This is a genomic window from Burkholderia sp. IO2 (assembly GCF_029522185.1).
Classification (GTDB): Bacteria; Pseudomonadota; Gammaproteobacteria; order Burkholderiales; family Burkholderiaceae; genus Burkholderia; species Burkholderia cenocepacia.
In genome coordinates this window covers 83,555-109,847 of sequence record NZ_JAKWFH010000009.1, presented here as the reverse complement: position 1 = coordinate 109,847, position 26,293 = coordinate 83,555, and the positions used below count along the sequence as shown (strand labels likewise).

General features: G+C 65.8%; 24 protein-coding genes, 1 tRNA gene and 1 riboswitch. Of the genes, 18 read left to right on the top strand and 7 right to left on the bottom strand.

The annotated features are described in order from the left end of the window. Nucleotides 1-127: 127 nt before the first annotated feature. Nucleotides 128-228: riboswitch (ZMP/ZTP riboswitch) on the bottom strand. A 180-nt stretch (nt 229-408) separates the two neighbouring features. The 9 genes from MMB92_RS08015 (at nt 409) to MMB92_RS07975 (ending at nt 6,964) form a co-directional block, all read left to right on the top strand. After that, the gene (locus MMB92_RS08015; protein WP_006497456.1) at nt 409-1,155 is read left to right on the top strand and encodes an SDR family NAD(P)-dependent oxidoreductase; all 747 of its coding nucleotides are present in this window, start codon (nt 409-411) and stop codon (nt 1,153-1,155) included. A 98-nt stretch (nt 1,156-1,253) separates the two neighbouring features. Beyond that, nucleotides 1,254-1,739 carry a tol-pal system-associated acyl-CoA thioesterase gene (gene ybgC / locus MMB92_RS08010; RefSeq protein ID WP_077189952.1) on the top strand — a complete coding sequence of 162 codons (486 nt, stop codon included), beginning with the start codon at nt 1,254-1,256 and terminating at the stop codon, nt 1,737-1,739. 144 nt (nt 1,740-1,883) lie between these two features. Further along, nucleotides 1,884-2,561, top strand: coding sequence for a protein TolQ (gene tolQ / locus MMB92_RS08005; RefSeq protein ID WP_006484959.1), 678 nt, complete (start codon nt 1,884-1,886; stop codon nt 2,559-2,561). Nucleotides 2,562-2,571: 10 nt separating this feature from the next. Continuing rightward, nucleotides 2,572-3,021, top strand: coding sequence for a protein TolR (gene tolR, locus MMB92_RS08000; RefSeq protein ID WP_006484943.1), 450 nt, complete (start codon nt 2,572-2,574; stop codon nt 3,019-3,021). After that, complete coding sequence (tolA, locus tag MMB92_RS07995; RefSeq protein WP_058902190.1) at nt 3,018-4,073, top strand: cell envelope integrity protein TolA; 1,056 nt, start codon at nt 3,018-3,020, stop codon at nt 4,071-4,073. The genes tolR and tolA overlap by 4 nt, the downstream gene beginning before the upstream one ends. A gap of 109 nt (nt 4,074-4,182) precedes the next feature. Continuing rightward, nucleotides 4,183-5,478: a Tol-Pal system beta propeller repeat protein TolB gene (tolB, locus tag MMB92_RS07990; RefSeq protein ID WP_012492927.1), complete on the top strand. Its 1,296-nt coding sequence runs from the start codon at nt 4,183-4,185 to the stop codon at nt 5,476-5,478. 17 nt (nt 5,479-5,495) lie between these two features. Then, a complete protein-coding gene (pal, locus tag MMB92_RS07985; protein ID WP_006484980.1) occupies nt 5,496-6,008 on the top strand; it encodes a peptidoglycan-associated lipoprotein Pal in 513 nt (170 codons plus the stop codon). 19 nt (nt 6,009-6,027) lie between these two features. Then, nucleotides 6,028-6,777, top strand: a complete 750-nt coding sequence (ybgF, locus tag MMB92_RS07980; RefSeq protein ID WP_011544679.1) for a tol-pal system protein YbgF — start codon at nt 6,028-6,030, stop codon at nt 6,775-6,777. 110 nt (nt 6,778-6,887) lie between these two features. Then, a tRNA-Lys gene (locus MMB92_RS07975) sits at nt 6,888-6,964 on the top strand. 240 nt (nt 6,965-7,204) lie between these two features. Here the strand turns inward: MMB92_RS07975 and MMB92_RS07970 are convergent. Next, nucleotides 7,205-7,525, bottom strand: coding sequence for a helix-turn-helix transcriptional regulator (locus MMB92_RS07970; RefSeq protein ID WP_012492928.1), 321 nt, complete (start codon nt 7,523-7,525; stop codon nt 7,205-7,207). 138 nt (nt 7,526-7,663) lie between these two features. On the opposite strand from MMB92_RS07970, the gene MMB92_RS07965 reads away from it, so the two are divergent. The 6 genes from MMB92_RS07965 (at nt 7,664) to MMB92_RS07940 (ending at nt 11,139) form a co-directional block, all read left to right on the top strand. Then, on the top strand, nt 7,664-8,059 hold the full coding sequence (locus MMB92_RS07965) for a hypothetical protein (RefSeq protein ID WP_277562629.1): 396 nt from the start codon (nt 7,664-7,666) through the stop codon (nt 8,057-8,059). Between the two features lie 67 nt (nt 8,060-8,126). After that, a complete protein-coding gene (locus MMB92_RS07960) occupies nt 8,127-8,579 on the top strand; it encodes a hypothetical protein (RefSeq protein ID WP_006484947.1) in 453 nt (150 codons plus the stop codon). A 147-nt stretch (nt 8,580-8,726) separates the two neighbouring features. Then, the gene (locus MMB92_RS07955; protein ID WP_012492929.1) at nt 8,727-8,939 is read left to right on the top strand and encodes an antitoxin MazE family protein; all 213 of its coding nucleotides are present in this window, start codon (nt 8,727-8,729) and stop codon (nt 8,937-8,939) included. After that, nucleotides 8,936-9,259, top strand: a complete 324-nt coding sequence (locus tag MMB92_RS07950; protein ID WP_006484901.1) for a type II toxin-antitoxin system PemK/MazF family toxin — start codon at nt 8,936-8,938, stop codon at nt 9,257-9,259. Before MMB92_RS07955 ends, MMB92_RS07950 begins: the two co-directional genes overlap by 4 nt. A gap of 526 nt (nt 9,260-9,785) precedes the next feature. Continuing rightward, entirely contained in the window at nt 9,786-10,103 is a 318-nt protein-coding gene (locus tag MMB92_RS07945; RefSeq protein ID WP_226245292.1) for a hypothetical protein, read from the top strand. Nucleotide 10,104: 1 nt separating this feature from the next. Continuing rightward, a complete protein-coding gene (locus MMB92_RS07940; RefSeq protein WP_277562628.1) occupies nt 10,105-11,139 on the top strand; it encodes a relaxase/mobilization nuclease domain-containing protein in 1,035 nt (344 codons plus the stop codon). Between the two features lie 125 nt (nt 11,140-11,264). On the opposite strand, the gene yiaA is transcribed toward MMB92_RS07940, so the two are convergent. Then, nucleotides 11,265-11,705 carry an inner membrane protein YiaA gene (gene yiaA, locus MMB92_RS07935; RefSeq protein ID WP_277562627.1) on the bottom strand — a complete coding sequence of 147 codons (441 nt, stop codon included), beginning with the start codon at nt 11,703-11,705 and terminating at the stop codon, nt 11,265-11,267. 103 nt (nt 11,706-11,808) lie between these two features. Beyond that, nucleotides 11,809-12,756, bottom strand: coding sequence for an AraC family transcriptional regulator (locus MMB92_RS07930; protein ID WP_077055919.1), 948 nt, complete (start codon nt 12,754-12,756; stop codon nt 11,809-11,811). Nucleotides 12,757-12,885: 129 nt separating this feature from the next. On the opposite strand from MMB92_RS07930, the gene MMB92_RS07925 reads away from it, so the two are divergent. From MMB92_RS07925 to cysC, 3 genes are all read left to right on the top strand, one after another. Then, the gene (locus MMB92_RS07925; RefSeq protein ID WP_006484989.1) at nt 12,886-13,215 is read left to right on the top strand and encodes a carboxymuconolactone decarboxylase family protein; all 330 of its coding nucleotides are present in this window, start codon (nt 12,886-12,888) and stop codon (nt 13,213-13,215) included. Between the two features lie 203 nt (nt 13,216-13,418). Next, nucleotides 13,419-14,252: a class II glutamine amidotransferase gene (locus MMB92_RS07920; RefSeq protein ID WP_212268620.1), complete on the top strand. Its 834-nt coding sequence runs from the start codon at nt 13,419-13,421 to the stop codon at nt 14,250-14,252. 734 nt (nt 14,253-14,986) lie between these two features. Next, on the top strand, nt 14,987-15,550 hold the full coding sequence (gene cysC, locus MMB92_RS07915; protein ID WP_054927404.1) for an adenylyl-sulfate kinase: 564 nt from the start codon (nt 14,987-14,989) through the stop codon (nt 15,548-15,550). 119 nt (nt 15,551-15,669) lie between these two features. Here cysC and MMB92_RS07910 read toward each other — a convergent pair whose 3' ends face one another. The 4 genes from MMB92_RS07910 to MMB92_RS07895 all read right to left on the bottom strand — a co-directional run bounded on the left by MMB92_RS07910 (nt 15,670) and on the right by MMB92_RS07895 (nt 26,291). Further along, nucleotides 15,670-16,350, bottom strand: a complete 681-nt coding sequence (locus MMB92_RS07910) for a GNAT family N-acetyltransferase (protein WP_212268279.1) — start codon at nt 16,348-16,350, stop codon at nt 15,670-15,672. Next, nucleotides 16,347-17,675: an aminotransferase class I/II-fold pyridoxal phosphate-dependent enzyme gene (locus MMB92_RS07905; protein WP_212268277.1), complete on the bottom strand. Its 1,329-nt coding sequence runs from the start codon at nt 17,673-17,675 to the stop codon at nt 16,347-16,349. Before MMB92_RS07905 ends, MMB92_RS07910 begins: the two co-directional genes overlap by 4 nt. Nucleotides 17,676-17,739: 64 nt before the next feature. Further along, complete coding sequence (locus tag MMB92_RS07900) at nt 17,740-18,657, bottom strand: UDP-3-O-acyl N-acetylglycosamine deacetylase (RefSeq protein ID WP_212268275.1); 918 nt, start codon at nt 18,655-18,657, stop codon at nt 17,740-17,742. After that, on the bottom strand, nt 18,654-26,291 hold the full coding sequence (locus MMB92_RS07895) for a type I polyketide synthase (RefSeq protein ID WP_212268273.1): 7,638 nt from the start codon (nt 26,289-26,291) through the stop codon (nt 18,654-18,656). The genes MMB92_RS07900 and MMB92_RS07895 overlap by 4 nt, the downstream gene beginning before the upstream one ends. Nucleotides 26,292-26,293 lie beyond the last annotated feature (2 nt).

The following is a 26,293-nucleotide window of genomic DNA, read 5'->3' as shown; positions in this document are numbered from 1 at the left end:
TTAAGTGTGTACAGGTTGACCGGAGTGGCCGAGTACGGTGCGCTGCTGGCGGGACCAGCTCGACGTGGCGGAGGAATCCGTATGACGCGAGGCAGGACAGCCACCGGCGATGCACGCGACGGCGCACAACGGCTGCCCAGGCGAACGGCAAAAACGGCGCCCCGCGCTTCACGGTGGGATGCTCCACCTTGAACCCGAAGGGTTCTATCGCCAGTCACGCAGGGGTGATGAGCGCATTAGTGTATTGGATGCGTCATGAATAGGCAACCGCACGGCAGTGCGCCCGAATCAATTGGGGCCAGACTCTACGCGCCCGTGCCGAAACGCTTTGCCGCCTTGCCGCGGTGCGGCATTCTCAGTAGGCTTGCGGGATTCCACCCGCTATCACGTTACCGACCAGGAGCAGCAATGATCGTGTTCGTCACAGGCGCGTCCGCCGGCTTCGGCGCCGCCATCTCCCGAGCCTTCGTCAAGGGAGGCCATCGCGTCGTCGCGACCGCGCGCCGCAAGGATCGTCTCGATGCGCTCGCCGCCGAACTCGGCGACGCCCTTCTGCCGCTCGAGCTCGACGTGCGCGACCGCGCGGCCGTCGAGGCCGTGCCGGCCGCCCTTCCCGCCGAATTCGCGGCGCTCGACGTACTGGTCAACAACGCCGGCCTCGCACTCGGCGTCGAGCCGGCCCACAAGGCCAGCCTCGACGAATGGCGGACGATGATCGACACGAACTGCGCGGGCCTCGTCACCGTCACGCACGCGCTGCTGCCCGGCATGGTCGAGCGCGGTCGCGGTCATATCTTCAATATCGGCTCGGTTGCGGGTTCGTACCCTTATGCGGGCGGGAACGTCTACGGCGCGACCAAGGCTTTCGTCAGGCAATTCAGCCTGAACCTGCGCGCCGACCTGCTCGGTACGCCGTTGCGCGTCACCGACATCGAGCCGGGCCTGTGCGGCGGCACCGAGTTCTCGAACGTCCGCTATCGCGGCGACGACGCGAAGGCGGCGAACGTCTACAACAATGTCCAGCCGCTGATGCCCGAGGACATCGCCGATACGATCTACTGGATCGCGACGCGCCCGGCCTACGTCAACGTCAACACGATCGAGCTGATGCCGATCGCGCAGGCGCCCGGCGGCCCGACCGTCCACCGCGGCTGAAACCCCGCGGGCCGGCCCCGGGCCGGCCCGCGGTGTGCCACGACGCACTACATTCCGTTACGAATCGGTTACGAATCGGGTCTTTGCCTTCCGGTAGAATGCGCGCCATGACTCAGCCTACCCGCTCCCCGGAAGCGCCCTCCGGCTTTACCTGGCCGGTGCGCGTGTACTACGAGGATACCGATGCAGGCGGCATCGTCTTCTATGCCAACTACCTGAAGTTCTTCGAGCGCGCCCGCACCGAGTGGCTTCGCGCATGCGGCGTCGACCAGCGCCAGCTCGCCGACGATACCGGTGCGATCTTCATCGTGCGCAGCACGTCGCTCGACTACCGCGCGCCGGCGCGACTCGACGACACGCTGACGATCACGAGCCGGCCCGGACGCATCGGCCGCGCGTCGGTGGAATTCACGCAGGAAGCCTGGCGTGGCGACACGCTGCTCGTGGCGGGGCACATCCGCCTCGGCTGCGTCGACCGTCACGGTATCCGGCCCGCGGCCATCCCGCCGGCCGTGCTCGACGCGCTGCAACGCGGGCCCGTCATCGACGCCGGGCAGACTGTATTGTCAACGAAGCGCGCATGAGCGCCGTTTAGACAAAGCCTATGAACTTGCCGTTCTGATTCGATACTAAGCAAGGTTCGGCGTCAGGCATGGCCGGCGCGCCGCGCCGCACGCACGCCGGACACCCTTGCCGGGCACCCCCGAAGGGACGTTACTCAAACCTCTATGAACACTTCTCAAGACCTGTCGATCATTTCCCTCGTCCTCAACGCGAGCGTGCTGGCCCAGGCCGTGATGGGACTGCTGCTGTTGCTGTCGCTGATGTCGTGGACCTTCATCTTCCGCAAGTGGTTCGCGATCCGCCGCGCACGCGCGCAGACCGAACGCTTCGAGAAGGATTTCTGGTCGGGCGGCGACCTGCAGGCGCTGTATCAGAGCGCGGCGAACAACCGCCACACGATCGGCGCGCTCGAGCGGATCTTCGAGTCGGGGATGCGCGAATTCCTGAAGGCGAAGGAAAAGCGCCTCAGCGATCCGGGCCTTGTGCTCGACGGTGCCCGCCGCGCGATGCGCGCATCGTTCCAGCGTGAAATGGACGTGCTCGAAGCCAACCTCGCGTTCCTCGCGTCGGTCGGCTCGGTCAGCCCGTACATCGGTCTGTTCGGCACGGTCTGGGGGATCATGAACTCGTTCCGCGGCCTCGCGAACGTGCAGCAGGCCACGCTCGCGAACGTCGCGCCGGGCATCGCCGAGGCGCTCGTCGCCACCGCGATCGGCCTGTTCGCCGCGATTCCCGCGGTGGTCGCATACAACCGCTACGCGCACGACATCGACCGCCTCGCGATCCGTTTCGAGACCTTCATCGAAGAGTTCTCGAACATCCTGCAGCGTCAGGCCCAGTAAGGAGCGCGCCATGGCAGGAAGCCCCATCCGATCCAGCATGCGCGGCGGCCGCTCGCGCCGCGCAATGGCCGACATCAACGTCGTGCCGTACATCGACGTGATGCTGGTGCTGCTCGTGATCTTCATGGTCACCGCACCGCTCGTCGCCCCGTCGATCATCAACCTGCCGACCGTCGGCAACGCGGCGCCGCAGGAGCAGACGCCGCCCGTCGTCGTCAACATCAAGGCCGACCGCACGATGAGCGTCAAGTACAAGGGCGACTCGGGCGCGACCCAGGAAGACACGATGACGAAGGCCGAGCTCGACAGCTTCATTTCGGCCCGGCAGGCCGACCACCCCGACCAGCCGGTCGTGATCGCAGCCGACAAGACGGTGCAGTACGATGCCGTCATGACCGTGATGTCCGATCTGAAGGCGCGCGGCGTCAAGCGCGTCGGCCTCCTCGTCAAATCGCAATGAACCGGCAGCAATCCACGCGCAGATCCGCCTACCCGCTCCAGCCGCCCCGCGAGCGCGGGACGTGGCGCGCGTTCGCGCTCGCCGCGCTGATGCATGTGCTGCTTGCGCTGTTCCTCTATCACGGCGTGCAGTGGCAGAACAGCACGCCGGCCGGCGCCGAGGCCGAGCTGTGGACCGAAGTGCCCGACGTCCCCGCGCCGCGGCCCGTCGTCACACCCGCGCCGCCCGCCAAGGTCGCGCCGCCCCCTCCCCCGGTGCGCGACGAGCAGGCCGACATCGCGCTGCAGCAGAAGAAGCGTCAGCAGGAAGCGGCCGCGCGCGAAGCGCTGCTCGAACAGCAGCGCCGTGCGCAGCAACTGAAGGCCCAGCAGGAAGAGGAAGCCCGGCGCGCGCAGCTCGCCGCGCAACAGGCCGCCGCGCTCGCCGCACAGAAAGCCGCGGAACGCGATAAGCAGAAGCAGGCCGAAAAACTCAGGCAACAGCAGCTCGCCGAGCAGCAGAAGCTCGAGCAGCAGAAACTCCAGCAGCAAAAGCAGGCGCAACTCGAAGCGCAGCAGGCGGCGAAGGCGAAGGCCGACGCGGCCGCGAAGGCCAAGGCGGAAGCCCAGGCCAAGGCGAAGGCCGAGGCCGCAGCGCGCGCGAAGGCCAGCGCGGCGGCGAACGCGAAGCTCGACCGCGAGCGCAGCGCGCGCCTCGCGCAGTTGCAGGGCCTGTCCGGCGCCGGCGAAGGCGGCGGCGAAGGCCTCGCGAAAAGCGGCACGGGTACGGGTTCCGGCGGCAATGCCGCCACGCCCGGCTATGCCGACAAGGTGCGCCGCCGCGTCAAACCGAACATCGTTTGGGGCGGCGAGCGGGCAGGCCTGACCACCGTCGTCAAGATTCGGTGCACACCGTCCGGTGACGTATTGAGCGCATCGGTCTCCCGCTCGAGCGGGAATTCGGGGTGGGATCAAGCCGTGGTCAATGCGATCCACGCATCGGTCCCGTTGCCGCCCGATTCTAACGGTCGTACCCCGTCTGACATTACGATTACCTTCAAGGCGGCGGAGTGAAAGGAAATGCGCTTACACTCCGGGCGTCGCTGTCAGGCGGGAACGAATCGGGTATTTTTACTGTCTCTGCGGTTGCGCAGCGATCCAAGCCATACGGGAAGCAAGAAGCATGAGTTTGATGACAAAGCTAGGTTTCAGGGCACTCGTGGCCTCGTGTCTGATTACGGCGGGCAGCGCCGCTAACGCCCAGGTCAACGTGCTGATCACCGGTGTCGGGTCGACCCAGTTCCCCATTGCCACCGCCAATTTCACGAACGAGGCGAACCTGCCGCAGCAGGTCACGTCGATCGTCCGCGCCGACCTCGCCCGCAGCGGCAAGTTCACCAACATCGACGCAGGCAGCACACCCGTGCCCGAGACCGCATCGGTCGATCTCGGCGCATGGAAGGCCAAGGGGGCGAATGCATTCGTCGCCGGCAGCGTGAACCGCGAGGCGAACGGCCAGTACAAGGTCAACTTCATCCTGTACGACACCGTGAAGCAGCAAAGCCTCGGCGGCCTGTCGCTGACGGCCACCGACACCACGCTGCGCACGGCCGGCCACAAGATCGCCGACTACATCTACCAGAAGCTGCTCGGCGTGCGCGGCGTGTTCGCCACGCGCCTGTCGTACGTGATCAAGACCGGTAACCGCTACCAGCTGCAGATTTCCGATTCGGACGGCCAGAACGCGCGCATCGCGCTGTCGAGCACCGAGCCGATCATCTCGCCGGCCTGGTCGCCGAGCGGCACGAAGGTCGCGTACGTATCGTTCGAGCGCAAGAAGCCGATCGTCTACATCCACGACCTGCCGACCGGCCGCCGCTACATGGTCTCCGACCAGAAGGGCAACAACAGCGCACCGGCGTGGTCGCCGGACAGCAACACGCTCGCCGTCGCGCTGTCGCTGACGGGCAATACGCAAATCTATACGGTCAACGCGAACGGCGGCGGCCTGCGCCGTCTCACGCAAAGCAGCTCGATCGACACCGAACCGTTCTACTCGCCGGACGGCCGCTGGATCTACTTCACGAGCGATCGGGGCGGTGCGCCGCAGATCTACCGGATGCCCGCGCAGGGTGAAAGCGCCGGTGCCGCGCAGCGCGTGACCTTCACCGGCAGCTACAACACCAGCCCGCGCGTGAGCCCGGACGGCAAGCTGCTCGCTTACATCTCCCGCACGGGCGGGGGCTTCAAGCTGTACGTTCAGGATCTGCAGACTGGCGCGGCGAACGCCATCACGAATACCAATCGCGACGAATCGCCGAGCTTCGCGGCAAACGGCCAGTACCTTCTGTACGCTACCCAGTCGGGTGGTCGCAACGTTCTGGCTGCAGTGCCCTCCGACGGCAGCGCGCCGCCGCAGATCCTGTCCGTCCAGGGCGGCTCCGTTCGCGAGCCGTCGTGGGGGCCCTTCATGCAATGACCACAAGGAGAGTAACCATGATGTCGAATAAAGCTCGTCTGGCCCTGGCCGTGATGATGATCAGCGCGCTTGCAGCGTGTAAGTCGGGCGTGAAGCTCGACGACAAGGCAAACAACGCGGGCGCAGTCAGCACGCAACCGAGCGCCGACAACGTCGCGCAAGTGAACGTCGATCCGCTGAACGACCCGAACAGCCCGCTCGCGAAGCGCAGCATCTACTTCGACTTCGACAGCTATTCGGTGAAGGACGAGTACCAGCCGCTGATGCAGCAGCACGCGCAGTACCTGAAGAGCCACCCGCAGCGCCACGTGCTGATCCAGGGCAACACCGACGAACGCGGCACGAGCGAGTACAACCTCGCGCTGGGCCAGAAGCGTGCGGAAGCCGTCCGCCGCGCGATGGCACTGCTCGGCGTGAACGATTCGCAAATGGAAGCCGTGAGCCTCGGCAAGGAAAAGCCGCAGGCAACGGGTCACGACGAAGCATCGTGGGCGCAGAATCGTCGCGCCGACCTCGTCTACCAACAGTAAGTAACGGAAGAATCGCCGTATGACGCACCGTTTAACCTGGCTGCGCGTTGCCGCAGCATTCTGCGTCGCGGGCGCGGCGTGGTCGGCCGCGCCCGCGCACGCCGGCATGTTCGACGACAACGAAGCGCGCCGTGCCGTGCTCGATCTGCGCAGCAAGAGCGACAACCTGTCGAGCCAGTTGTCGGCCGCCCAGCGTACGATCCTCGATCAATCCGGCCGTATCGACCAGCTGAACCAGCAGGTCGCGACGCTGCGCGGCGAGAACGAGGATCTGACGAACCGGCTGACGACGCTCGAGCGGCAGCAGAAGGAGTACTACCAGGATCTCGACACGCGGCTCAAGAAGTTCGAGCCGCAGCAGGCGACGATCGATGGTGTCGAAGGCACCGTGCAGCCGGGTGAAACGGATGCGCTCAGCGCGGCGCAGCAGCAGTTCCGCAACGGCAACTTCAAGGCGGCCGCGGCTTCGTTCCGCGCGTTCATCGCGAAGTATCCGCAGAGTCCCTATCAGCCGACCGCGCAGTACTGGTACGGTAACGCGCAATACGCGCTGCGCGACTACCGCGGCTCGACGGCGACGTGGCAAGGGATCGTCAGCAAGTTCCCGCAACACCCGCGCGCGGCCGACGCCCTCGTGGCGATCGGCACGAACCAGCTCGAGCAAGGCCAGAAGGCGGCCGCGAAGAAGACGTTCGAGCAGGTCGTGTCGCAGTACGCCGGTTCGAATGCGGCGCAGACGGCGCAGGGTAAACTCGAAACGATCAAATAATTATCGTGACGGGTTGTTGACAGCCCCGCAACCCGTCGCTATAATCTTTTGCTCTTTGGGTCGTTGCCCAAGTTGTTGAAGCAACGAACCAAAACAAGTTTCAAGAACGTGGGGTGGTAACTCAGTTGGTTAGAGTATCTGACTTTTAATCAGAGAGTCGAGGGTTCGAGTCCCTCCCACCCTACCAACTATCTTCGATAGTGCAAAAAAGCCTCCTTCATGGAGGCTTTTTTGCGTCTGTCGCCGAGTGGCGTATGCTGCTCATTCCCACTTCCCGGCTACACACCCTCGCCCCCTCGCCTTGATCGCATCGCTACCACGGTTAGCCCGGCTTCTCCTGGTCGACACCTGATATCGCGACGATCAGTCGCCGATCCAATACCGCCGCTCCAACACGACGCCCACCGCCAAAAAGCGGGATGAGCAACTATTGCGACGACCGTTCAGTAATTGCCTCTATCAGTGCCAAAATCACCTCGCGTTTTCGCGCGTCGAGCGCTCGAAATCCAGAGACGATCCGCTGCTCGTCTGGGTTTTCGAGCCGGGCGCCCTCTTCACCGGTAAGCACGTACCAGACATCGACGCCAGCAAGTGCAATCGCGCTCAAGTAGTCGGAGTTCGGGCGCCTCATGCCCTTTTCGTACTGAAATTGCGCGTGTTTCTGGACCCCTCCTAGCGCCGCCAGTTCAGTCTGATTGAGCCCCAAACGCAGTCGTTCCCTTTTTAGTCGCACTTCAAAATCATTCATTTGATATTTTTTTCCCTTGACAATATATCAAACGACTCTAAACTGGAATCCAGAAGTATCCGATTGCTAGCAAACCTCCCGATCGTGGGGCGTTTGTGCGGGCCGACGCTGGCCAGGATCCCTCGATGCGGAGGTTGCATGTCCCTCACCTATGAAATATGCGGCTCACTGTCTGTACGCGGCAATTTCCGGCACTACCATGCGCAGCAATTCGCTCGGAGCATTGCCGAGCCCGCAGACATCTACTTCGCGACCGATGCCGTCACGCGATCTCTCGTGATTCGCATTCGTGGCGCACTGACAGACGACGAAATGAAATCGGTGGACGGTGCATTGAATCAATTCTCCCAGAAATGGGCGCAGACCGGCGCAATCTTCAGGCGAGTGCGCTATGGCGAGGTGTCGTTCGTGCCTGTTGGATTCGCTTTGCATGCTGAATTGCTCCAGAAGCTCATTGATGAACAGACTCAACTGGAAGCCCTTCTACAGCGTCAAGCACGGATTCTCGAAAAGTTTTGGCCTACTGCGAGCTAGCGTACGGGCCCACCAACATTGGAGCGCCAACTGCAGCGGTATGGAATCAAACCAACGGAGGTTCAGCATGAAAGAGGTAGCGCCTTATGTCCTGACCGGCGCTCTGGCCGTGCAGGACGATTTGGAAGACGAGCAACTCGATCGCGTATCCCGCCATCTAGGGGGTATCGCCACGGTGTATGCGAAGCACGACAAGATTGCCCACACTGTCGCACTGCGGATCTCGGGCACGCTGGTGCGTGACGACGTGCGCTATATCGAGCAGCGCGTGGAGCGGTTTGCCGAGGAAAACGCCCGCGTCGCCGCGATTCTCATCAGCGAATGGAATGGTGTGACGAGCGAGCTCGTTGTCGGTATGAACTGGGACGCACAATGTCTGCTCAGGCTCGGCGCTGCACAGGAACAGCTCGGGAAGCTCACGGAACAGTACTTCGACTTTTTGCTGCGTATCGAACCCCCAAGTTCCCCTGTCAACGGTAGTCCGCTCGTGCGTGTCGCGATCGAAGCACAAAACGCTTAGTGTTCGATGAATGTTCGATGAACAGGTTCGCACCCTGACCCTGGCTCCGAGATCCCAGTTTGAAGGCCCCCGTTCAAGGAAGGCCGTGTCTCATTGAACCGTTACATGTAACGCTGTATCCTTCGTTACATGTAACAGGAGGCCACAATGGCAGCTACCACTTCCGAGCGTGTTCGAATTCACCGCGAGAATCTTCGTGCGGCCGGGCTACGTCCAATTCAGATATGGGTGCCGGACGTGCGCCAGCCGGGTTTCGCCGATGAATGCGCTCGGCAATCGCGCATGGTCCACCAGAGCATCGACGAGAACGATCTGCTCGATTTCATTGAACAGGTTACGGACCTCGGACACTCACAATGAATCGCGGGAGCATTGTCACAGTCGCGCTCCAAGGTGACTTCGGCAAGGCTCGGCCGGCGCTCGTGGTGCAGTCGGACCTGTTTGCCGAACATCCCAGCGTAACGTTGCTGCTAATGTCGAGCGCAATGGTCGATGCGCCCTTGATACGCATTACTGTTGTCCCATCCGAGCAGAACGGCTTGCGCATGCCGTCCCAGATTGCCGTAGACAAAATGTTCACCGTGCGCCGCGAGAAAATCGGTCGCCCCATCGGCCACCTCGAAGATGAACTGATGGTTGCCGTCAATCGTTCGCTACTCGTTTTTCTAGGACTAGCGTAACCGAGCCGCAAAAACAGCGGGCGGATTTCAGTACAAGACAAGGCCCCCTCTCCGATCACTGCATCAGTGACAGTCGGCACTTACCGCCCTTGATCGCGACCTTTTTGTTTGCCGGAGACAACTGCGCACTATGGTCGCCGTGCGTACGCCTGTCAACGCCAAACCTACCCAGTTGCCACGCTGGTACTCCCTCCGTAGATTCGAACCAATGCAGCGATCCATCTGCGTGCCTTGCAAGGTCGGGTAAGCGACGCGCTTGCAATACGTCGTCACCGTCGTCGCTATCCGCGCACCACACCGCTTCCAACATGCGCCGAACATGTGCAAACAAGCCCGAGCCAGACTAAGCGTTGAACTCGGCCCGCTAAAGCGGGAGTGGGACGCATATTGTGCACAGCGTGGCCTGACACCCAGCGAGGGTTTGCGGCAGTTCGTTGCGAAGGTCATAGCAAACGCTACAAATCAACCGCAGCCACATCAGCCTCTACCGCCACGACAAGGCCCATGCAAACAAATTGGGATCGCGTTGACCCACGCCGAGCTCGCACGCGTAAAAAGTGCGGCCTATCTTGACGGCTTCACGGCAAATCGATGGATTGTGGCACTGATCCGCGCATACCTGACGGACGAACCGCAGCTGGGTAACCGAGAATTGACGCTTCTCGCCGAATCAAACCAACAGCTCGCGGTAATTCGGAGGCAGCTGGGCGAGCTTGCAAGACACGTCAACGCAACCGGGTGTATAGACGGGCTCGATGGAGAGCAAATCCGTGCCACGATCGACGCCCATCTACGTACCGTGGCGAAGCTGCTGCGCAGAAACCTCGATCGCTGGAGCCGGTGATATGTCTTTTCCGAGAGTCTACGTCGACGAACTTTTGCTCAACTGGGGAGATCGCCTGTTTCACGATCCGCTACGGCATGTTCAGCCGCCGCGCCTTTCGGAGTGGGCGTTCCACCGAGACGCAATGCATCTGCGCGAGAAGCTGATGATGACACTTCGAGGCGCCCCCGAAGTGATGGTCAAGATCAGCAATAGGGCATCCGGTCCGCAAGGAATGAGCGTCGTCCGTCGTCACTTGAAGTACATTTCGCGCGACGGTTGTGTCGAACTGGAGGACCAGGACGAATGCCTGATTGCCGGAAAGCAGGCATTGGATGCTCTGATCGAACAATGGCATGTAGGCGGATGGGGCATCCCTCAAGAAAGCAAACGTCGAGAGACTCTCAACGTCTTGCTATCGATGCCCCCGGGTACCGACCGCCAGGCAGTATGGGACGCGGCACGGGCATTTGCACACGAAACTTTTGGTGACGGACGTCCGTATGTCTTCGCGAAACACGATGACGAGGCACATCCCCACGTACATATGAGCGTTCACACCCGTGGTCCGGACGGCCGGCGACTCAATCCACGCAAACGAGATTTGCATCAATGGCGAGAAGCCTTCGCCCAACAACTTCGCGCACGCGGCGTCGACGCAAATGCAACGCCCAGAATGGCACGCGGCCAAACGCGGCGTCTTTCGAAGCAGGCAGCTATTTGGGGGACGCTACAAGAGACCCCAATACGCTCTCCCGTAATCGACGACAGGATGCGCCATGACTTGTGGAAAGCACATATCGAAACCTTGAGCGCCTGGCACCAAATTGCACGCACATTGGCTAACTCCAATGCCCCCAAAGATCGGGCAATGGCGATAGGCGTCGTAGAGTTCGTACGGCAAATGCCCATTTGTTCATTGGGCCCGACGAACAGGCCGCAAGTCCCGGGCTCACTGCCATGGCCGCCCCAGTCGACGGAGCGAGGGCGTTCACCAGCGGTACCAGACCTGCAACTGGACAGAAGTCGCCTGCCATCATTAGATGTTGAGCGCTGATAGCTGACCGCCACAAGGGCACATGAACAAAGGACAGTGAACCCGCGGCACACCGACGAATGCGGCCATCGCGGACATCATCGCTCAGCAGACGGCTTCGGCGGCGCACGCCCCGCAAGTCGTCACTATTGAATTGACTGCGCGGAATCGGCGTCGGCGTAGCACGGCTTCGCGTTCTGCAGGTCGCGCGTGTTCTTCTGCACGGCCACCGAGCCGAACAGCGCGAGCACGAACGACATTGCGTAGAAGCCCTTCTCGCTCAGTTGCAGCGTCGCGTTGAAAAGGCCGACGATCAGCAGCGCGATCGACAGCAGCAGCGCGATCCAGCTGAGGCCGTAGTAGATGCCGGTGACGGGAATGCCTTCCGCGCGGTCGCGCACGCTCTTCTGCAGCGAGATCGCCGCATAGAGGCCGAACACCAGCACGGTGAAGTAGTAACCCTTCTCGTTGAGCTGCATGCCGGCGTTCCAGAGCCCGATCAGGAATGCCGCGAAACCGGCGAGCAGCGCGGCCCACGATGCGGCCACGAACGCGAACGACGGTTGCTGGATGGTGGTCTGGTTCATTGCTTTGCCCTCTCTTTCTTGTTGTTCGAAGTCGTTGTCATTGAACTGCGTTTTGCGCATGGTAGCAGCTTTGGCGCGCATCACGACGGGCACGATTGCATGCTCACGTTTCGCGCCGCGCGCGCCGCCAGCGCCCCGGCGTCGTGCCGAGCACCGCGCGAAACGCCTTGCCGAACGCGGCCTCGGACTGGTAGCCGACCGCCTGGCCGATTTCCGCCTGTCCGCGCTGCGTGTCCTGAAGCAGCGCGCACGCATGCATCATCCGGATCTGCGCGACGAACGCACCGACGCTCATCCCCGCCTTCTCGCGGAAATGCCGCGCGTAGGTCGCACGCGACATCGCCGCCGCGGCGCCGAGCGATTCGACCGTCCACGGTTGCGCCGGCGCCTGCAACACGGCCTGGACCGACGGGCCCAGCCGCGCATCGGCCGCGAGCGCGAGCCAGCCGGACGGTACGCGCGCACCGCGACCGTATGCGCGCAACGCATAGGCGAGCAGCGCCTGCCCGAGCGCATTCACGATCGCGCCAGCGCCCGGCTGCACGTTCGACGCCTCGGTACGCAGCACACTCGTCAGCAGTTGCAGCGGCACGGCCCCCGAGGTGTCGCGCAACCCGACGTGCAATACCTGCGGCAGCGTACGCATCAGCAGTTCGCCCGCGCCGCGTGCATAGACGAACCGCCCGCAGAGCAGATCCACGCTCGCGTTGCCTGTTGCGGCCGGATCGACATTCGACTTGACCGGCAGCACCGCACCGTCGCCGGCCCCCGAATCGCGCAGCGGCGCGAGCGGCTTCGACCGGTGGCCCGCTGCGTCGAGCAGGTCGTGCGCGCCGCCTGCAGGCAGCAGCACGAAATCGCCGTCGGCCAGTTGCAGCGTGCGCCCGTCGGCGGCGCGCAGCCGGCAGGTTCCAGCCAGCACCAGGTGGAACGCCGCCTCGCCGGGCGGCAGCGGATCGTGCGGCATCGCGAACGGGCCGTCGAGCAAGCACCGCACGTCGAGCTCGACATGGCTGCGCCCCAGCGACAGCAGTTGACTCAATGCATCCATGAGACGATTGCGCTAAAAATTGACACTCTAACGTATCGAAACCCTCAGCGCGAGCGATCAGAATAGCCTTGCATCGCACGAGATCGCGGCACCCGCCGCCCTCCTCACTCTTCTCGACAAGGACGCATCATGCTGAACTGGAACGAATACCGGAAGGAACTCTCGACGCGTATCGGCGACATCGCCAAGCTGTCGCCCGATACGCTGGCCGGCTACAAGGCGCTGTCCGGCGCCGGCGCCAAGACCGGCCATCTCGACGCGAAGACGCGCGAGCTGATCGCGCTCGCGGTGGCCGTCACGACGCGCTGCGACGGCTGTATCGCCGTGCATACGGCCGAAGCCGCCAAGCATGGCGCGACCAAGGAGGAAGTGGCCGAAGCGCTCGGCGTCGCGATTGCGTTGAATGCGGGCGCGGCGCTCGTCTATTCGGCGCGTGTGATGGACGCGCTCGGCGACTGAACCGGCGCGGTGCGGCGCGGCCCTCGTGCCGCACCGCGCCGCGCCGAACTGCTGCGTTGCGTGGCGACCTGCCACATGACCGAGCGGTTGCGCATCGCGCGCATGTGGCCGCCCTCCACGACGATTGCGGTGACTCGCCCGAACGCGACAACGTCGACGAGTCGGCTACCATGCGCGAACGATACATCGTGAAGGAGCGCTCCATGTGCCGCTGGCTCGCCTATATGGGTAATCCGATCCACCTGGAAACCGTGCTGTTCCGCGCGAAGCATTCGCTGATCGACCAGAGCCTGCATTCGGAGCTGGGCGCAACGACCACCAACGGCGACGGTTTCGGCATCGGCTGGTACGGTCACCCCGACGAACTCCCGTTCCGCTATCGCTCCGTGCATCCCGCGTGGAACGACCGCAACCTGCGCGAAGCCGCGCGTGCGATCCGCTCGCGGATGTTCATCGCGCACATCCGCGCGGCGACCGACACGCCCGTGCAGGAAACCAACTGCCATCCGTTCCGCCACGGTCGCTGGCTGTTCGCGCACAACGGGCTGATCCGCGACTTCCACAAGCTGCGCCGCGACTTGACGATGAAGGTCGATCCCGCGCTGTTCCCGACACTCGAAGGCTCGACCGATTCCGAACTGATGTTCCGCCTCGCGCTGACGTACGGTCTCGAGCAGGCGCCGTTGCCGGCGCTCGAACGGATGGTCGGCGTGGTCGAGGAAACCGCAGCGCGGCATCGCGTCGCCAACCCGCTCAACATGACGATCTGCGCGACCGACGGCGAACGGGTCGTCGCGGTGCGCTACTCGAGCGAACGGCAATCGCGCTCGCTGTTCCACAGCACGTCGTTCAAGCATCTGCACGAGTTGTATCCGCATAACCCGCGTATCGCCGAAGTCGGCGACGATGCGTTCATGGTCGTGTCGGAGCCGCTCGTCGACTTGCGCGGTGCGTGGGAGGAAGTGCCGGAGGGGATGGCGATCGTCGCGCAGGGCGCGGATGTGCAGCAGCGGCCGTTCGGGCCGCGGAACAAGTGACATGCTGTAGTCCCGACGAAATCGAACATATTCAGGGCACCGGATACTTCCACGCGATAAGACAATTGCGGCGATCCGGTTTTAAGGAGCGACGCTTGGGACTACCGATGCAATCAGAAGGGATGCCAATCGTCGCCCGACAAAGATAATCGGCCAGCACGCACCGAATAATCCCCATTCGATAATGAGCGACAGAGCCTCATCACGAAGCGAGCCCCGCACGCGCTCCCTCTCCGTGTTCGCCGAATAAAAAATTAATACTCTTGCGATTTCATACCCGCGAGGAACGGGGGCGATAATCGAAACACGGTCGACGAAATATGTGCCGAGCGATTCGGCCACACGTCGACGGGCGACCGTCGCCATTCTTCTAACGATTCCGACGCAAGCGATTCCCGCTTCCCTCATGGCATCGGGCCCGGCCACAACATACCCAAACTCGGGGGCCATGAAACGGGGCCGAGATTGTACGCGCCTTTTACCTCGGCGCCGACACCTGCTCATTTCAAATTATTACGACGAATCGGCAATCATTACCGGGCAGAGGGAAGCCGAACCACGTCGTGCCGCACGAAGGCGAGCGCTTATTCCTGATTAAAATATTCAAGTTACAAATTTAGAAAAGGCACGTTACAATCCGCCGACGGATGAATCCGCATCACAAAAAAGTACGACGCAGTTACCGGCACATCGAATCCGAGATGACTCAAGATCTCCAAAATTCCCTCCCTGTCATGCTGACGGGTAATCAATCCGTGCTTTCCAGCATGAAGCAGGACCATGCCTTCGCGGTATGGCTCACCGGCGTCTCCGGTGCCGGTAAATCGACGCTGTCGAACCTGCTGAAGGAACAACTCGATGCGCGCGGCCTGCGGACTTTTGTGCTGGACGGCGACCTGCTTCGCGAAGGATTGAATCAGGACCTTGGATTCAGCGACGCAGACCGCCACGAGAATATTCGTCGGACTGCCGAGGTCGCGCGCCTGATGGTGGATGCCGGGCTCGTCGTCATCGTTGCGCTGATCTCGCCGTTTCTGGAAGCGCGCGCCAAAGCGCGCGCGCGTTTCCCGGCGGGCATGTTTTTCGAAGTCTTTGTCGACGTTGCGCTGGATGTGGCGGAAGCGCGCGACCCCAAGGGGCTGTATGCGCTAGCAAGGCAAGGGGCCATTCGGCAGTTCACCGGCATCGAATCGACCTATGAAAAACCGGTATTGCCCGACGTGCACGTGCGCACGGGCGCAGCCAGCCCGATGGAATGCGTGCACGCAATCATGCAGAAATTGCCGTTGAACGGCTGATACCGATACTGGCGCGGCCACCGGCTCATCCGCGTCTCTACTACCCTCGTCTATTTCGGCGCGTCATTGCTGCGCGGGCGACGATTGAACCGTCCGCCTGACGCCACAGCGGCCCACGGTCATCGTTGGCCGCGACGCTCGAGCCGCATCCGGATCGAATCAAGCTCGCCCGGCAACCTGCGCGAACGCGCGCGCTGCCGCGGCAGCACAACGAACCCGAGGCGTTCGTACAGTGCACGAGCCCTCGCGTTGCGCGTCAGCACGTCGAGCACGACATCGCGACTGCCATCGACCGGCAACGCGCCAGTATCCAGCGCATCGCGAAACAGCGCGCTGAACACCCCCGTGCCGCGATGGCGTTCGTCCGTCGCGCAATGCGCGACGAGAATCTGCGAACGCTTCGGCGCCGGGAGTTCCGTTTCCAGGACCAACCCGCGCAGCAACTGGCCAACCGTGCGGCGCACGCCGAAGAAGCGCGCGAGCGCCCACACGACGTGCACGTCGTCGAACGTCGTCCGCTGTCCGTCGTGAATCGCCATCACCGCGAGCACCGCGCCATCGTCGGCGACTGCGACCCGATGCCGGCGCCACGAGAAGCGTCCGTGACGCGACCGGAACGCTTGCTGCAGGAAAGCGATGCAGCGTGCGTCGCTTTCGCCGAGAAAGAAGCCGAATTCGGCCACGCCGGACGCAAACACGAGCGGCGCGCATGCTGCCACATCATCCGCACTGGCCGCGCGAAACCGCACCGGCTCGCCCGCGCGTGGAACCGCTTGCGCGACCGCGGCGGCCTGCGTCACGCGCTGCGCCCCGCGAGGCGCGACAACACGCCCACCGTCCGGCTGATCTGCTCCGGCTCGTGCGTCGAGCAGATGAAGAAGCGCAGGCGCGCGGCCTTTTCCTCGACGGCCGGATAGAAGATCGGCTGCACGTTGATCCCTTCGTCGAACATCGCATTCGCCCACTGCGCGGCCTTCAGCGAACTGCCCGTGATCACCGGCACGACCGCATAGCCGGCGCTCGTGCCGGTATTCAGGCCGGCCGCACGCGCCTCGGTCAGGAACTGCCGCCCGCGCGCCTGCAGTTGCACGACGCGCTCCGGCTCGGCCTGCAGGCGTTCGAGCGCCGCCAGCGACGCTTCGGCGAGCGTCGGTGCGAGCCCGACGCTGTACAGGAAACCCGGCGCCAGATGGCGCAGCATGTCGACGAGCGGCTGGCAGCCGGCGATGAAACCGCCGCAGCCGGCCAGCGTCTTGCTCATCGTACCCATCCACATGTCGACCTGGTCGGGCGCGACGCCGGCATGCTCGCGAATGCCCTTGCCGGTCGCGCCGAGCACGCCGAGCGAATGGGCCTCGTCGACCAGCAGGAATGCCCCGTGGCGCGTCTTCACGTCGACGAAGCGCTGCAGGTCGGGGAAATCGCCGTCCATGCTGTACAGCCCTTCGATCGCGATCAGTACGTGCCGGTATTCGCGGCGCACGCGCGACAGCAACTCGTCGAGCGCCTGCCAGTCGTTGTGCGGAAAGCTCAGCCGCTTCGCGCCGCTCAACTGCGCGCCCTGGACGATGCTGTTGTGCGCGAGCGCGTCGTGGACCACCAGATCGCCAGGGCCGAACAGCGCGCCGATCACGGTCACGTTGGTCGCATGGCCGCTCACGAACGCGACGCAGTCGTCGGTCTCGTAGAACGCGGCCAGCGCGCGCTCGAGCGCGCGCTGCACCGGACGCTCGCCCGCGACCATCCGGCTCGCCGAAGCCGACGTGCCGTAGCGGTCGATCGCGGCTTTCGCGCGCGCGGACACCGCCGGATCGCCGGCCAGACCCAGATAGTTGTAGTTGGCGAAGTTCAGGTATTCACGGCCGCCGATCTGCGTGGTCGCCCCGGCGACGCCGTCGTGCACGCGGAAAAACGGCGACTCGACCCGCAGCTTCTCGCCCATCTCGCGCATGATGCGGACCTGCTGATACTGCGGCATCGACTCGAAGCGGCTGCGCGCCGACGCGGTCTGCGCAGCCGGCGTGCCGGGCACGCCGGGCGCCGCCGCGGCGTCGGTCGCGCGCTCCAGTTGCCGTTTCAGCGCTTTCGCCGCCAGTTGCTGGCGAAGATGCTCTCCCAGTGCCATTGCTTCCTTCGCTGTATCTCGAAAAGACGCTATGTTACGCCGCGTATTTTTAAAAGGCGTGGTGTCATGCGTCGGAAAAGTCGGCCCACTGCCACGCATCGGGCGTAGCCAGCAACGCATCGACCAGCCGGAAATTCATCTCGTGGCTCGGCCGCAGCGCGCTCACGCGCGCGAGCAGCGGCGCGCCGGCCAGTGCGAGATCGCCGACGAGATCGAGCACGCGGTGCCTGACGAATTCCTCCGGCAACCGCATCCCGCCCAGCACGCGATTGCCGACGATCGACGCGGTGCACGACGGCCGCGCGCCGCGCAGGATCGGCACGCCGCGCAAATAGCCGGCGACGATCGCCGGCACGGCCCACTTCACGCGGCCGTACGAGCGCGACGGCGCGATGTCGGTCGCGAATGCGGCCGGCGTCAGCGCGCCGTCCCAGTGCATGTCGCCGAAGCCGCGCAGGTCGTTGCGCACGCTCAGTTCGTAACGCGGCGCCGGCTCGATCCGCATCTCGCGCCGCTGGTCGCCGTCGCCGTCCGTGACGACGATCGGTCGCAGCACGCGAATGAAGCGTTTCGGCGCATCGAGCGCGACGCGGCCGCATGCGCGGATCGCGTCGACCCACGGCGTGGCGCTGCCGTCGAGGATCGGCACCTCTTCCGCGTCGAGCTCGACGATCGCGTGATCGATCTCGCACGCGAGCAGCGACGCGAGCAGGTGCTCGATCGTGCGCACGCCGATGCCGTCGGCATTGCGCAGCATCGTGCAGAGCGGCTGCGCGCGGCGCAGCGCTGGGTCGACTGGCAGCGTCGCGAGCGTGCGCCCGTGCTCGACCCGACGGAACACGATGCCCGTCACGCCGTCTTCCGGACGCGCGGGCAGAATCCGGACGCCGACCCGGCGCCCCGTATGCAAGCCATGCCCGTCGATCGTCAGCGGGCGCGCCAGCGTGCCCTGTCGCGTCGCCCAGCCGGTCGGCGCGTTCACCGCGCCACCTCCAGCGACGGCGATACCTGCTCGGCAACCGGCGCCGGCTGCGCATCGAGCATCGCGCGCGCTTCGCCGTCGATCGCATGCTTCGCGGCGAGTGCCGCGACGGCCTCCTGCGCGGCATCGGCCGCCGACGCGGCATCGCAGCCGGCATCCGCCGACGCGCCGATCGAATCGACGATGCGACCGGCCAGCGTCGTCACCGACGCGCCTTCCGCGATCGCCATCACCGACAGCTTGACCTCGAACGCTTCCTCGACCGCAAGGCCGAGCTCCATCCCCATCAGCGAATCCATGCCCATGTCGAGCACCGACTTGTCGAGCGCGATGCGATCGGGCGTCATGTGCAGAATCCGCGCGATCTGCGCCTGCAGCGTCCGCGCCACCAGCGCGATGGCTTCGTCGCGCGGCAGGGCCAGCACTTCTTCACGCAGTTGCGTGCCGCCGTCGCGCGCATCGCCGCCCTTCGCCTGCGATTGCAGCAGCGCATACCGGCGCGCCTTCGCGGCGGGCATCCCGCGTGCCACCGCATGCCAGTCGAGCCGCACCACCGCTTCGCCGGCCGCACCCGCCACCAGCACGCGCTCGAGCGCGGCCATCGCTTCGTCGGACGTGATCGACGCACCGCCGATCCGCGACTGCAACGCTTCGCGCGTATCGGCGTTGCGTGCGAGGAAGCCGACATCCTCGAGCGGCCCCCAGGCCATGAACGTGCCGGGCAAGCCTGCCGCGCGGCGATGTTCGACCAGCGCCTCGAGGAAGGCGTTGGCCGCGACGTAGTTCGATTGCCCCGGATTGCCGAGATAGGTGGTCGCCGACGAATAGACGACGAACAGGTCGAGCGGCAGCCCGCGCGTCGCGCGATGCAGGTTCCATGCGCCGGCGACCTTCGGCGCGAGCACCGCAGTCATCCGCGCATCGTCGAGATTGCGCACGAGACCGTCGTCGATCGACATCGCGGAATGCAGCACGCCCTTCAGCGGATGGGCACGCCGGACGATCGCGGCAACCATCGCGTCGACTGCCGCCGCATCGGTCACATCGCACGACACGACGTCGACGGTGACACCGAGCGTGTCGCGCCAGCGCGCGACCTCCTCGCGCGCCGCGGCGGCGAGTTCGCCGGAACGGCTCGCCAGCGTCAGCCGGCGTGCGCCGTGCTCGACCATCCAGCGCGCGCTCGCGAAGCCCAGGCCGCCCGTGCCGCCGACCACCAGGTAAGCACCATGCGGATCGAGCGCGAGCGCTTCTGCCCGCGCGACGCCGCGCGTCGGCGCAGGCGTGCCCGACGGATAGGTCACGAGCACCTTGCCGATCTGGCGCGCCTGCTGCATGTAGCGGAACGCATCCTCGGCCCGCTCGGCCGGGAACGCGCGATACGGCAGCGGATGCAGCACGCCTGCCGCGAACAGCGCCATCACGTCGCCGAACAGCCGCGCGGTCAGCTCCGGCAACGCGCCCATCAACTGGTCGGCATCGATGCCGAAATAGCTGATGTTGTTGCGGAACGGCCGCAGCCCGATATGGCTGTTTTCGTAGAAATCGCGCTTGCCGAGCTCCAGGAAGCGGCCGAACGGACGCAACGTATCGATGCTGCGCACCATCGCTTCGCCGGCGAGCGAGTTCAGCACGATGTCGATGCCCTCGCCGCCCGTCATCGCGCGGATATCGTCCGCGAACGCGAGGCTGCGCGAATCGAGCACGTGGTCGGCGCCGAGCAGGCGCACGAACTCGCGCTTCTCATCGCTGCCGGCCGTCGCGAACACTTCCGCGCCGAAGTGGCGCGCCAGCTGGATCGCGGCGATCCCGACGCCGCCCGCGCCGCCGTGCACCAGCACACGCTCGCCGCGGCGCAGCCGCGCGAGTTCGACGAGCGCGTAGTACGCGGTGAAGAACGTGGTCGGCACGGTCGCCGCTTCCTCGAACGACAGGCGCTGGGGTTTCTGTGCGATGGCCTGCGCGCGTGTCCTGACACGCGTCGCGAACGACGCCGGCGCGAAACCGAGCACCGCATCGCCCGCTGCAAATGCCGTCACCGCGCGGCCTACCCGGACGACGCGGCCGGACAGCTCCATGCCGATCGTCGCGCCCGCGAAGCCGGTTTCCACCGCTTCATCGGACAGGAGCCCCATCGCATACATCACGTCGCGGAAATTCAGGCCGGTGGCAACCGGCTCGATTTCCACCTCGTCGTCGCCCAGCGCGCTTTCCGGCAGCGCGAACCATTCGAGATTGCGCAACGAGCCCGGTGCGTCGAACGCCAGCACCGATGCGCGTGCGATCGCGCCGTCGCTGCGCGCCGCGGCCTGTGCGGCCGTCAGCATGCGCGGCACCAGCCGCCCGTGCGCGCTCAGCACGACTTCTTCCTCGACCGCCGCGCCGGTCAGCTCGCGAATCAGCGCATCGGGAATCCCGTGCGCCGAACGATCGACGTCGATCAGGCGACACGCGAGTTCGGGATGCTCGTTCGCCAGCACGCGACCGAGGCCCCACAGCGTCGCCTGTTCCGGATGCGCGTTCGCGGCCCCGGCGAACGGCGCGCCGCCGCGCGTGACGACGGTCAGCCGCGTGCGTGCGTTCGGTTGCGCGCCGAGCGCGCGCACGAGCGCCGCCAGCGCGATCACGCCGTGACGTAGCGCGGCCATCAGGTCGTCTCCCGTCGTCGTGTCGGCGAGCGGCGTTTCCGGCGCGCAGAACACGACATGCGCCGGTTGCCCCGCCGGCAACGACGCAATGGCATCGGCCGCATGCGCGAGGTCGACGATATCGGCCGGGTAGCCCGCGTGCGCGAGCGCGTCGGTCAGTTGCCCGCCGAAACCGCCGGCCGCGTCCGGTGCGTGCATCACGAGCCATTGTTCGCTGCGGGCAAGCGTATCGAGATCGGTCGCGTCGCTGCCGCGTTGCGCGGCCGCGGCGCTCGCCGGATTACGCGCGATGACGAACGTCGGCGTGCCGTCCAGATCGAGCGACTGCTCGACATGCCGCACGACGTCGACGAAACCCGCGCGCGCGAGCGTCGCCTCGAGATCCGCCGGCGCCAGCGGCGCAGGCAGGTCGACGCCCGTCGACACAGGTTGCGCGCCGAACACGATGTCGGAGAAGCGGCCGCGACGCGGCTCGGCCAGCAGCAGCAAGCCGCCTGGCGCCAGCCACGATCGCATCGCGTTCAGTGCATCGGCCGCATCGGGACGGCCGTTCAGCGCGCGGTTCGCGACGATCAGGTCGTACGGCCCGGCTTCGTCGGCGGACAGCGACAACCGTTCGCCCGGCTGCAACGCGGCCGTGCGCACCGCGGCTTCCGCATCCGTATCGAACCCGGCCAGCTGACCGGCCGTCGCGGCGATCGTGTGATCGCAGCGCGCGGCGGCGAAATGCATGCCGAGCGTCTGCAGCACGTCGCCGTCCGTCGCGCCCAGTTCGAGCACGCGCAGCCGGCGCGCCGGCTGCCACGCGTCGACCGCCTGCTCGACGCCGGCCGCCAGCAGCGCATGCACGTGCTGCCAGGTCGGCGATGCGGCAAGCAACTGCTCGACCAGGCTGTGTCCGGTCGGCGACAGCCAGCGTGCGCCGTCCTTCGCACCGCTCAGCACGTCGGGCAGCGCCGCGCCGCAATGAGCGAGCAGCGTCAGCTCGGCCACGTGTCCGGGCGATTCGGCCAGCAGCCCACGCCACAGATCGTCGAGCGGCGGCAGCGCCGCGCACGCCGCGTCGTCGCGGACGAGACGCGCGCCGTCACGCGCTGCAAGACCGTCCTCGACGAGCATGTCGGCCAGGCGTGTAGCCAGCGCCGCCTGCTCCGGTGCGGGCTGCCACGTACCGGCGAATACGCCGAGCGCATCGAACGCGCGCAGCACGTACAGGCTGGCCAGCACGTCGAGCAGCGGCAGGATCTCGGTCAAATGCTGCGTCCGACGGCCGTCGAGCTCCGCGGCGTCGACGCGTGCGACCGCTTGCGCGAGCAGCGCGTCGGGTGCCGGCAACGCGGCCGCGTCGACGTCGTTCGGCAACGGCATCTCTTCGAGGCGGTAGACGAAACGCGAAGGCAGATTCTGCCGCCGGCCGACGAGGTCCACGCGCCGGAACCGGCAGCCGCCGAGCCGCGCGACGATCGCGCCCTGCGCGTCGAGGAATTCGAAATGCGCGACGATCGAATGCGGGCTGCGCCGGTCGACCCGTGCGAGTACGCGGGCGACCGCGTCGCCGCGCAAATAGTCGACCCGGCCGATCTGCACCGGCACGTAGGCCGGATGCTCGCCATCGCGCGCCTGCGCCGCCAGCAGCGCGAACAGCGGATGAAAGCCGCTGTCCATCAGCGCCGGATGCAGCAGATACGCGGATAGCGCCCGCGCATCGCCGCACGCGGCCGGCGCGGCGACGTCGGCCAACGCGGCGTCCTCGGCCGCGGCGACCCACACGGTGCGGACCCAGCGGAACGCCGGCCCATAGTTGAGGCCGATGGCTGCCGTGTTCGCATACAGCGTATCGCCGTCGGCGGCCGGCAGCGCGAGCAGGCGTTCGAGCGTCGCGGCCGGCACGATGCTCGCGGCGCCGAGCGCATTGCCGCTTTCCAGCATCCGCCCCGTCACGTTCAGCGTCCATGCGCCGTCGGACATCCGGTCGCGCGTCTCGATCGTAAACGTCGCGGTGCGCGGCTCGATCACGAGCCGGAACAGCTTCGCCTGCTGCGGCTGGAACACGACCGGCGTGCGGATCTCAACGTTTTCGAGCGCCGCATCCGGCGTATCGAAGAAGGTGCGCGCCGCGGCGAGCGCCATTTCCACGTAGCCGGCCCCCGGGAACGCCACGCCCCCGTCGACGACGTGATCGGCCAGCATCGGCAGCTTCGCCGGATCGAGCTGGTTTTCCCAGCCGAATGCATGTTCGTGCAGCCGATAGCCGAGCAGCGGATGCTCGCGGCGGCGATTGACGAGACCGTAGCCCTCGACGGTCGGCGTGAGCCAGAAACGGTCGCGCTGCCACGGATACGACGGCAATGCCGCACGCGATGCGCCCGGCGCAAAGCGGTCGGGATCGACGCTCGCGCCATGCGCGATCGCCGCGAGAATCGCTTGCCGCAGCGTCGCCGCGCTGCCGTGATCGCGCTTGAGCGTCGGCAGCACCGCGCCAGTCACGCCGGCGCCCGTCAACGCCTGCTTCACGTACGTGCGCAGGATCGAATGCGGCGAGACTTCGATGAACAGCCGGACGCCCTGCTCGATCAGATACGCGATACCGTCGCCGAAGCGCACCGGTTCGCGGATATTGCGCCACCAGTAGCGCGCATCGAGTGCGTTGCCCGCGAGCGCGCCGCCGGTCACCGTCGACACGAACCTGCCGTTGCCCGGCTGGGGCCGCAGGTTGGCCAGCTCGGCCAGCACGACCGGCTCGATGCGGTCCATGTGGCTGCTGTGGAACGCATAGTCGAGATCGAGCATCTGGAAGAACTTGCCGCTGCCGCGCAGCGCCGCCTCCAGCGCCTGCAAACCCTGCAACTCGCCGGCGAGCGTCACTGCGTCGGGGCTGTTGATGCCGGCCACCTCGACCCGGCGCGCGAGCCCATGGCGCGCGATCAACTCGCGCGCGGCTGCCTCGCCGACGCCGACGGCCGCCATCCGGCCGCTACCGCGCGTCATCGCCTGCGCGCGGCTGCGGATCTTGATCACGCGCACCGCGTCGGCGAGCGACAGCGCGCCCGTCACCCACGCCGCGGCAATTTCGCCGACGCTGTGGCCGATCGCCGCGTCGTAACGCATGCCGCGTGCGTCGATCACGCGGATCATCCCGACCTGGATCGCGAACAGCAGCGGCTGCGCGTTCTCCGTCGCGGCGAGCCATTCGGCGCCCGCGCCGGCCAGCCATTCCGCGCCCGGGCCGCCGCGCATCACGTCGACGAGCGACGGGCTGCCGTCCTCGCACCACAGCGCGTCGACTTCGTCGAGCGCCGCACGGAAAACCGCGTTCTCCGCATAAAGTTCGTTGCCCATCCCGACCCACTGGCAACCGTTGCCCGAGAACACGAGCGCGGTACGCAATGCGTCGGCGGGTGCCTGGCCGGTCGCCACGCAGGCCGGCAACCCGTCCTGTGCCTGCTGGGCCAGTGCCGCAAGCGCCGCACGGCCTTCGGCCACGTCGGCCGGCGCGACGATCGCGCGACGTTCGAGCCACTGGCGCCAACGGGCGGCCGCGGCGGCCAGCGCCTGCCAGTCGCCGCCGTCGTCGAGCATGGCCAGATAGCGGCCCGCGAGTGCCGCGAGCGCATTCGCGCTGCGCGCGGTCAGCGCGAGCGGGGACGGTTGCGCTCGAGTCGGCTCGAGCGCTGCCGTCGATACGTCGTTTGCGACCGGCGCCTCGGTCAGCACGACGTGGGCGTTCGTTCCGCCGAAGCCGAACGAGTTGACGCCGACCGTCAGCGGCGCGTCGCCCGCGTCGAGCGGCATGTAGCGATCGACGACGCGCAAACGCCCGCCGTCGAAATCGATCCCGGGATTGGGCGTGATGAAGTGCAGCGAGCGCGGCACCGCGCGATGCTTGAGGCACAGCACGGCCTTCAGCAGGCCGGCCATGCCGGATGCCGTTTCGAGGTGGCCGATGTTGGTCTTCACCGAACCGATCAGCAGCGGCCGATCGGCCGGGCGCTCGCCCGACACGACGTCGATCAGCGCACGCGCCTCGATCGGATCGCCGACCGCCGTGCCGGTGCCGTGCGCCTCGAGATAGGCGAGCGACCGCGGATCGATGCCGGCGCGCGCATACACGCTGCGCAGCAGCGACGCCTGCGCGGGCGCGCCCGGCACGCTGATCCCGCCCGGCGAGTGGCCGACCGAGTTCACGCCGGAGCCGGCGATCACGGCGTGGATCGTGTCGCCGTCGGCCAGCGCGCGATCGAGCGGCTTGAGCAGCACGAACGCGCCGCCTTCCGAGCGAACGTAGCCGTCGCCGGTCGCGTCGAACGCGCGGCAACGGCCGCGCGGCGACAGCATCGACGCCTTCGAGAAGCTGACGAAGCCGAACGGGTGCAGCAGCAGGTTGACGCCGCCCGCGAGCGCCACGTCGGCCTCACCGGACTGCAGTGCCTTGACGGCCTGATGGAGTGCGACGAGCGACGACGAACAGGCGGTGTCGACCGTCATGCTCGGGCCGTGCAGGTCGAACAGGTAGGACACGCGGTTCGATGCGATGCTCAGCGTATTGCCGGTCGCCGAATACGGATCGATCACGTTCAGATCGTCCATGTTGCGGTTGCCGTAATCCATGCTGGCCGCGCCGACAAAAACGCCGCAGTTGCTGCCGCGCATGTCGGCCGGGCGCACGCCGGCGTCCTCGAACGCTTCCCATGCGAGTTCGAGCAGCAGGCGCTGCTGAGGGTCCATCTGGGCCGCTTCGCGCGGCGAAATGCCGAAGAACGCGGCGTCGAAGCCGGCGACGTTGTCGAGCACGCCGGCCGCGAACGTGTAGCTCTTGCCCGGTTCGCGTTTGGACGGGTGCTGGTAGAAATCGGTACCGAAGCGGTCGGCGGGGATTTCGGTTACTGCGTCGCGTTCGTCGCGCAGCAGTTGCCAGAAGTCGCCAAGATTGTTTGCGCCCCCGGGAAACCGACAAGCCACCCCAATTATTGCAATCTTACTGTTCATCT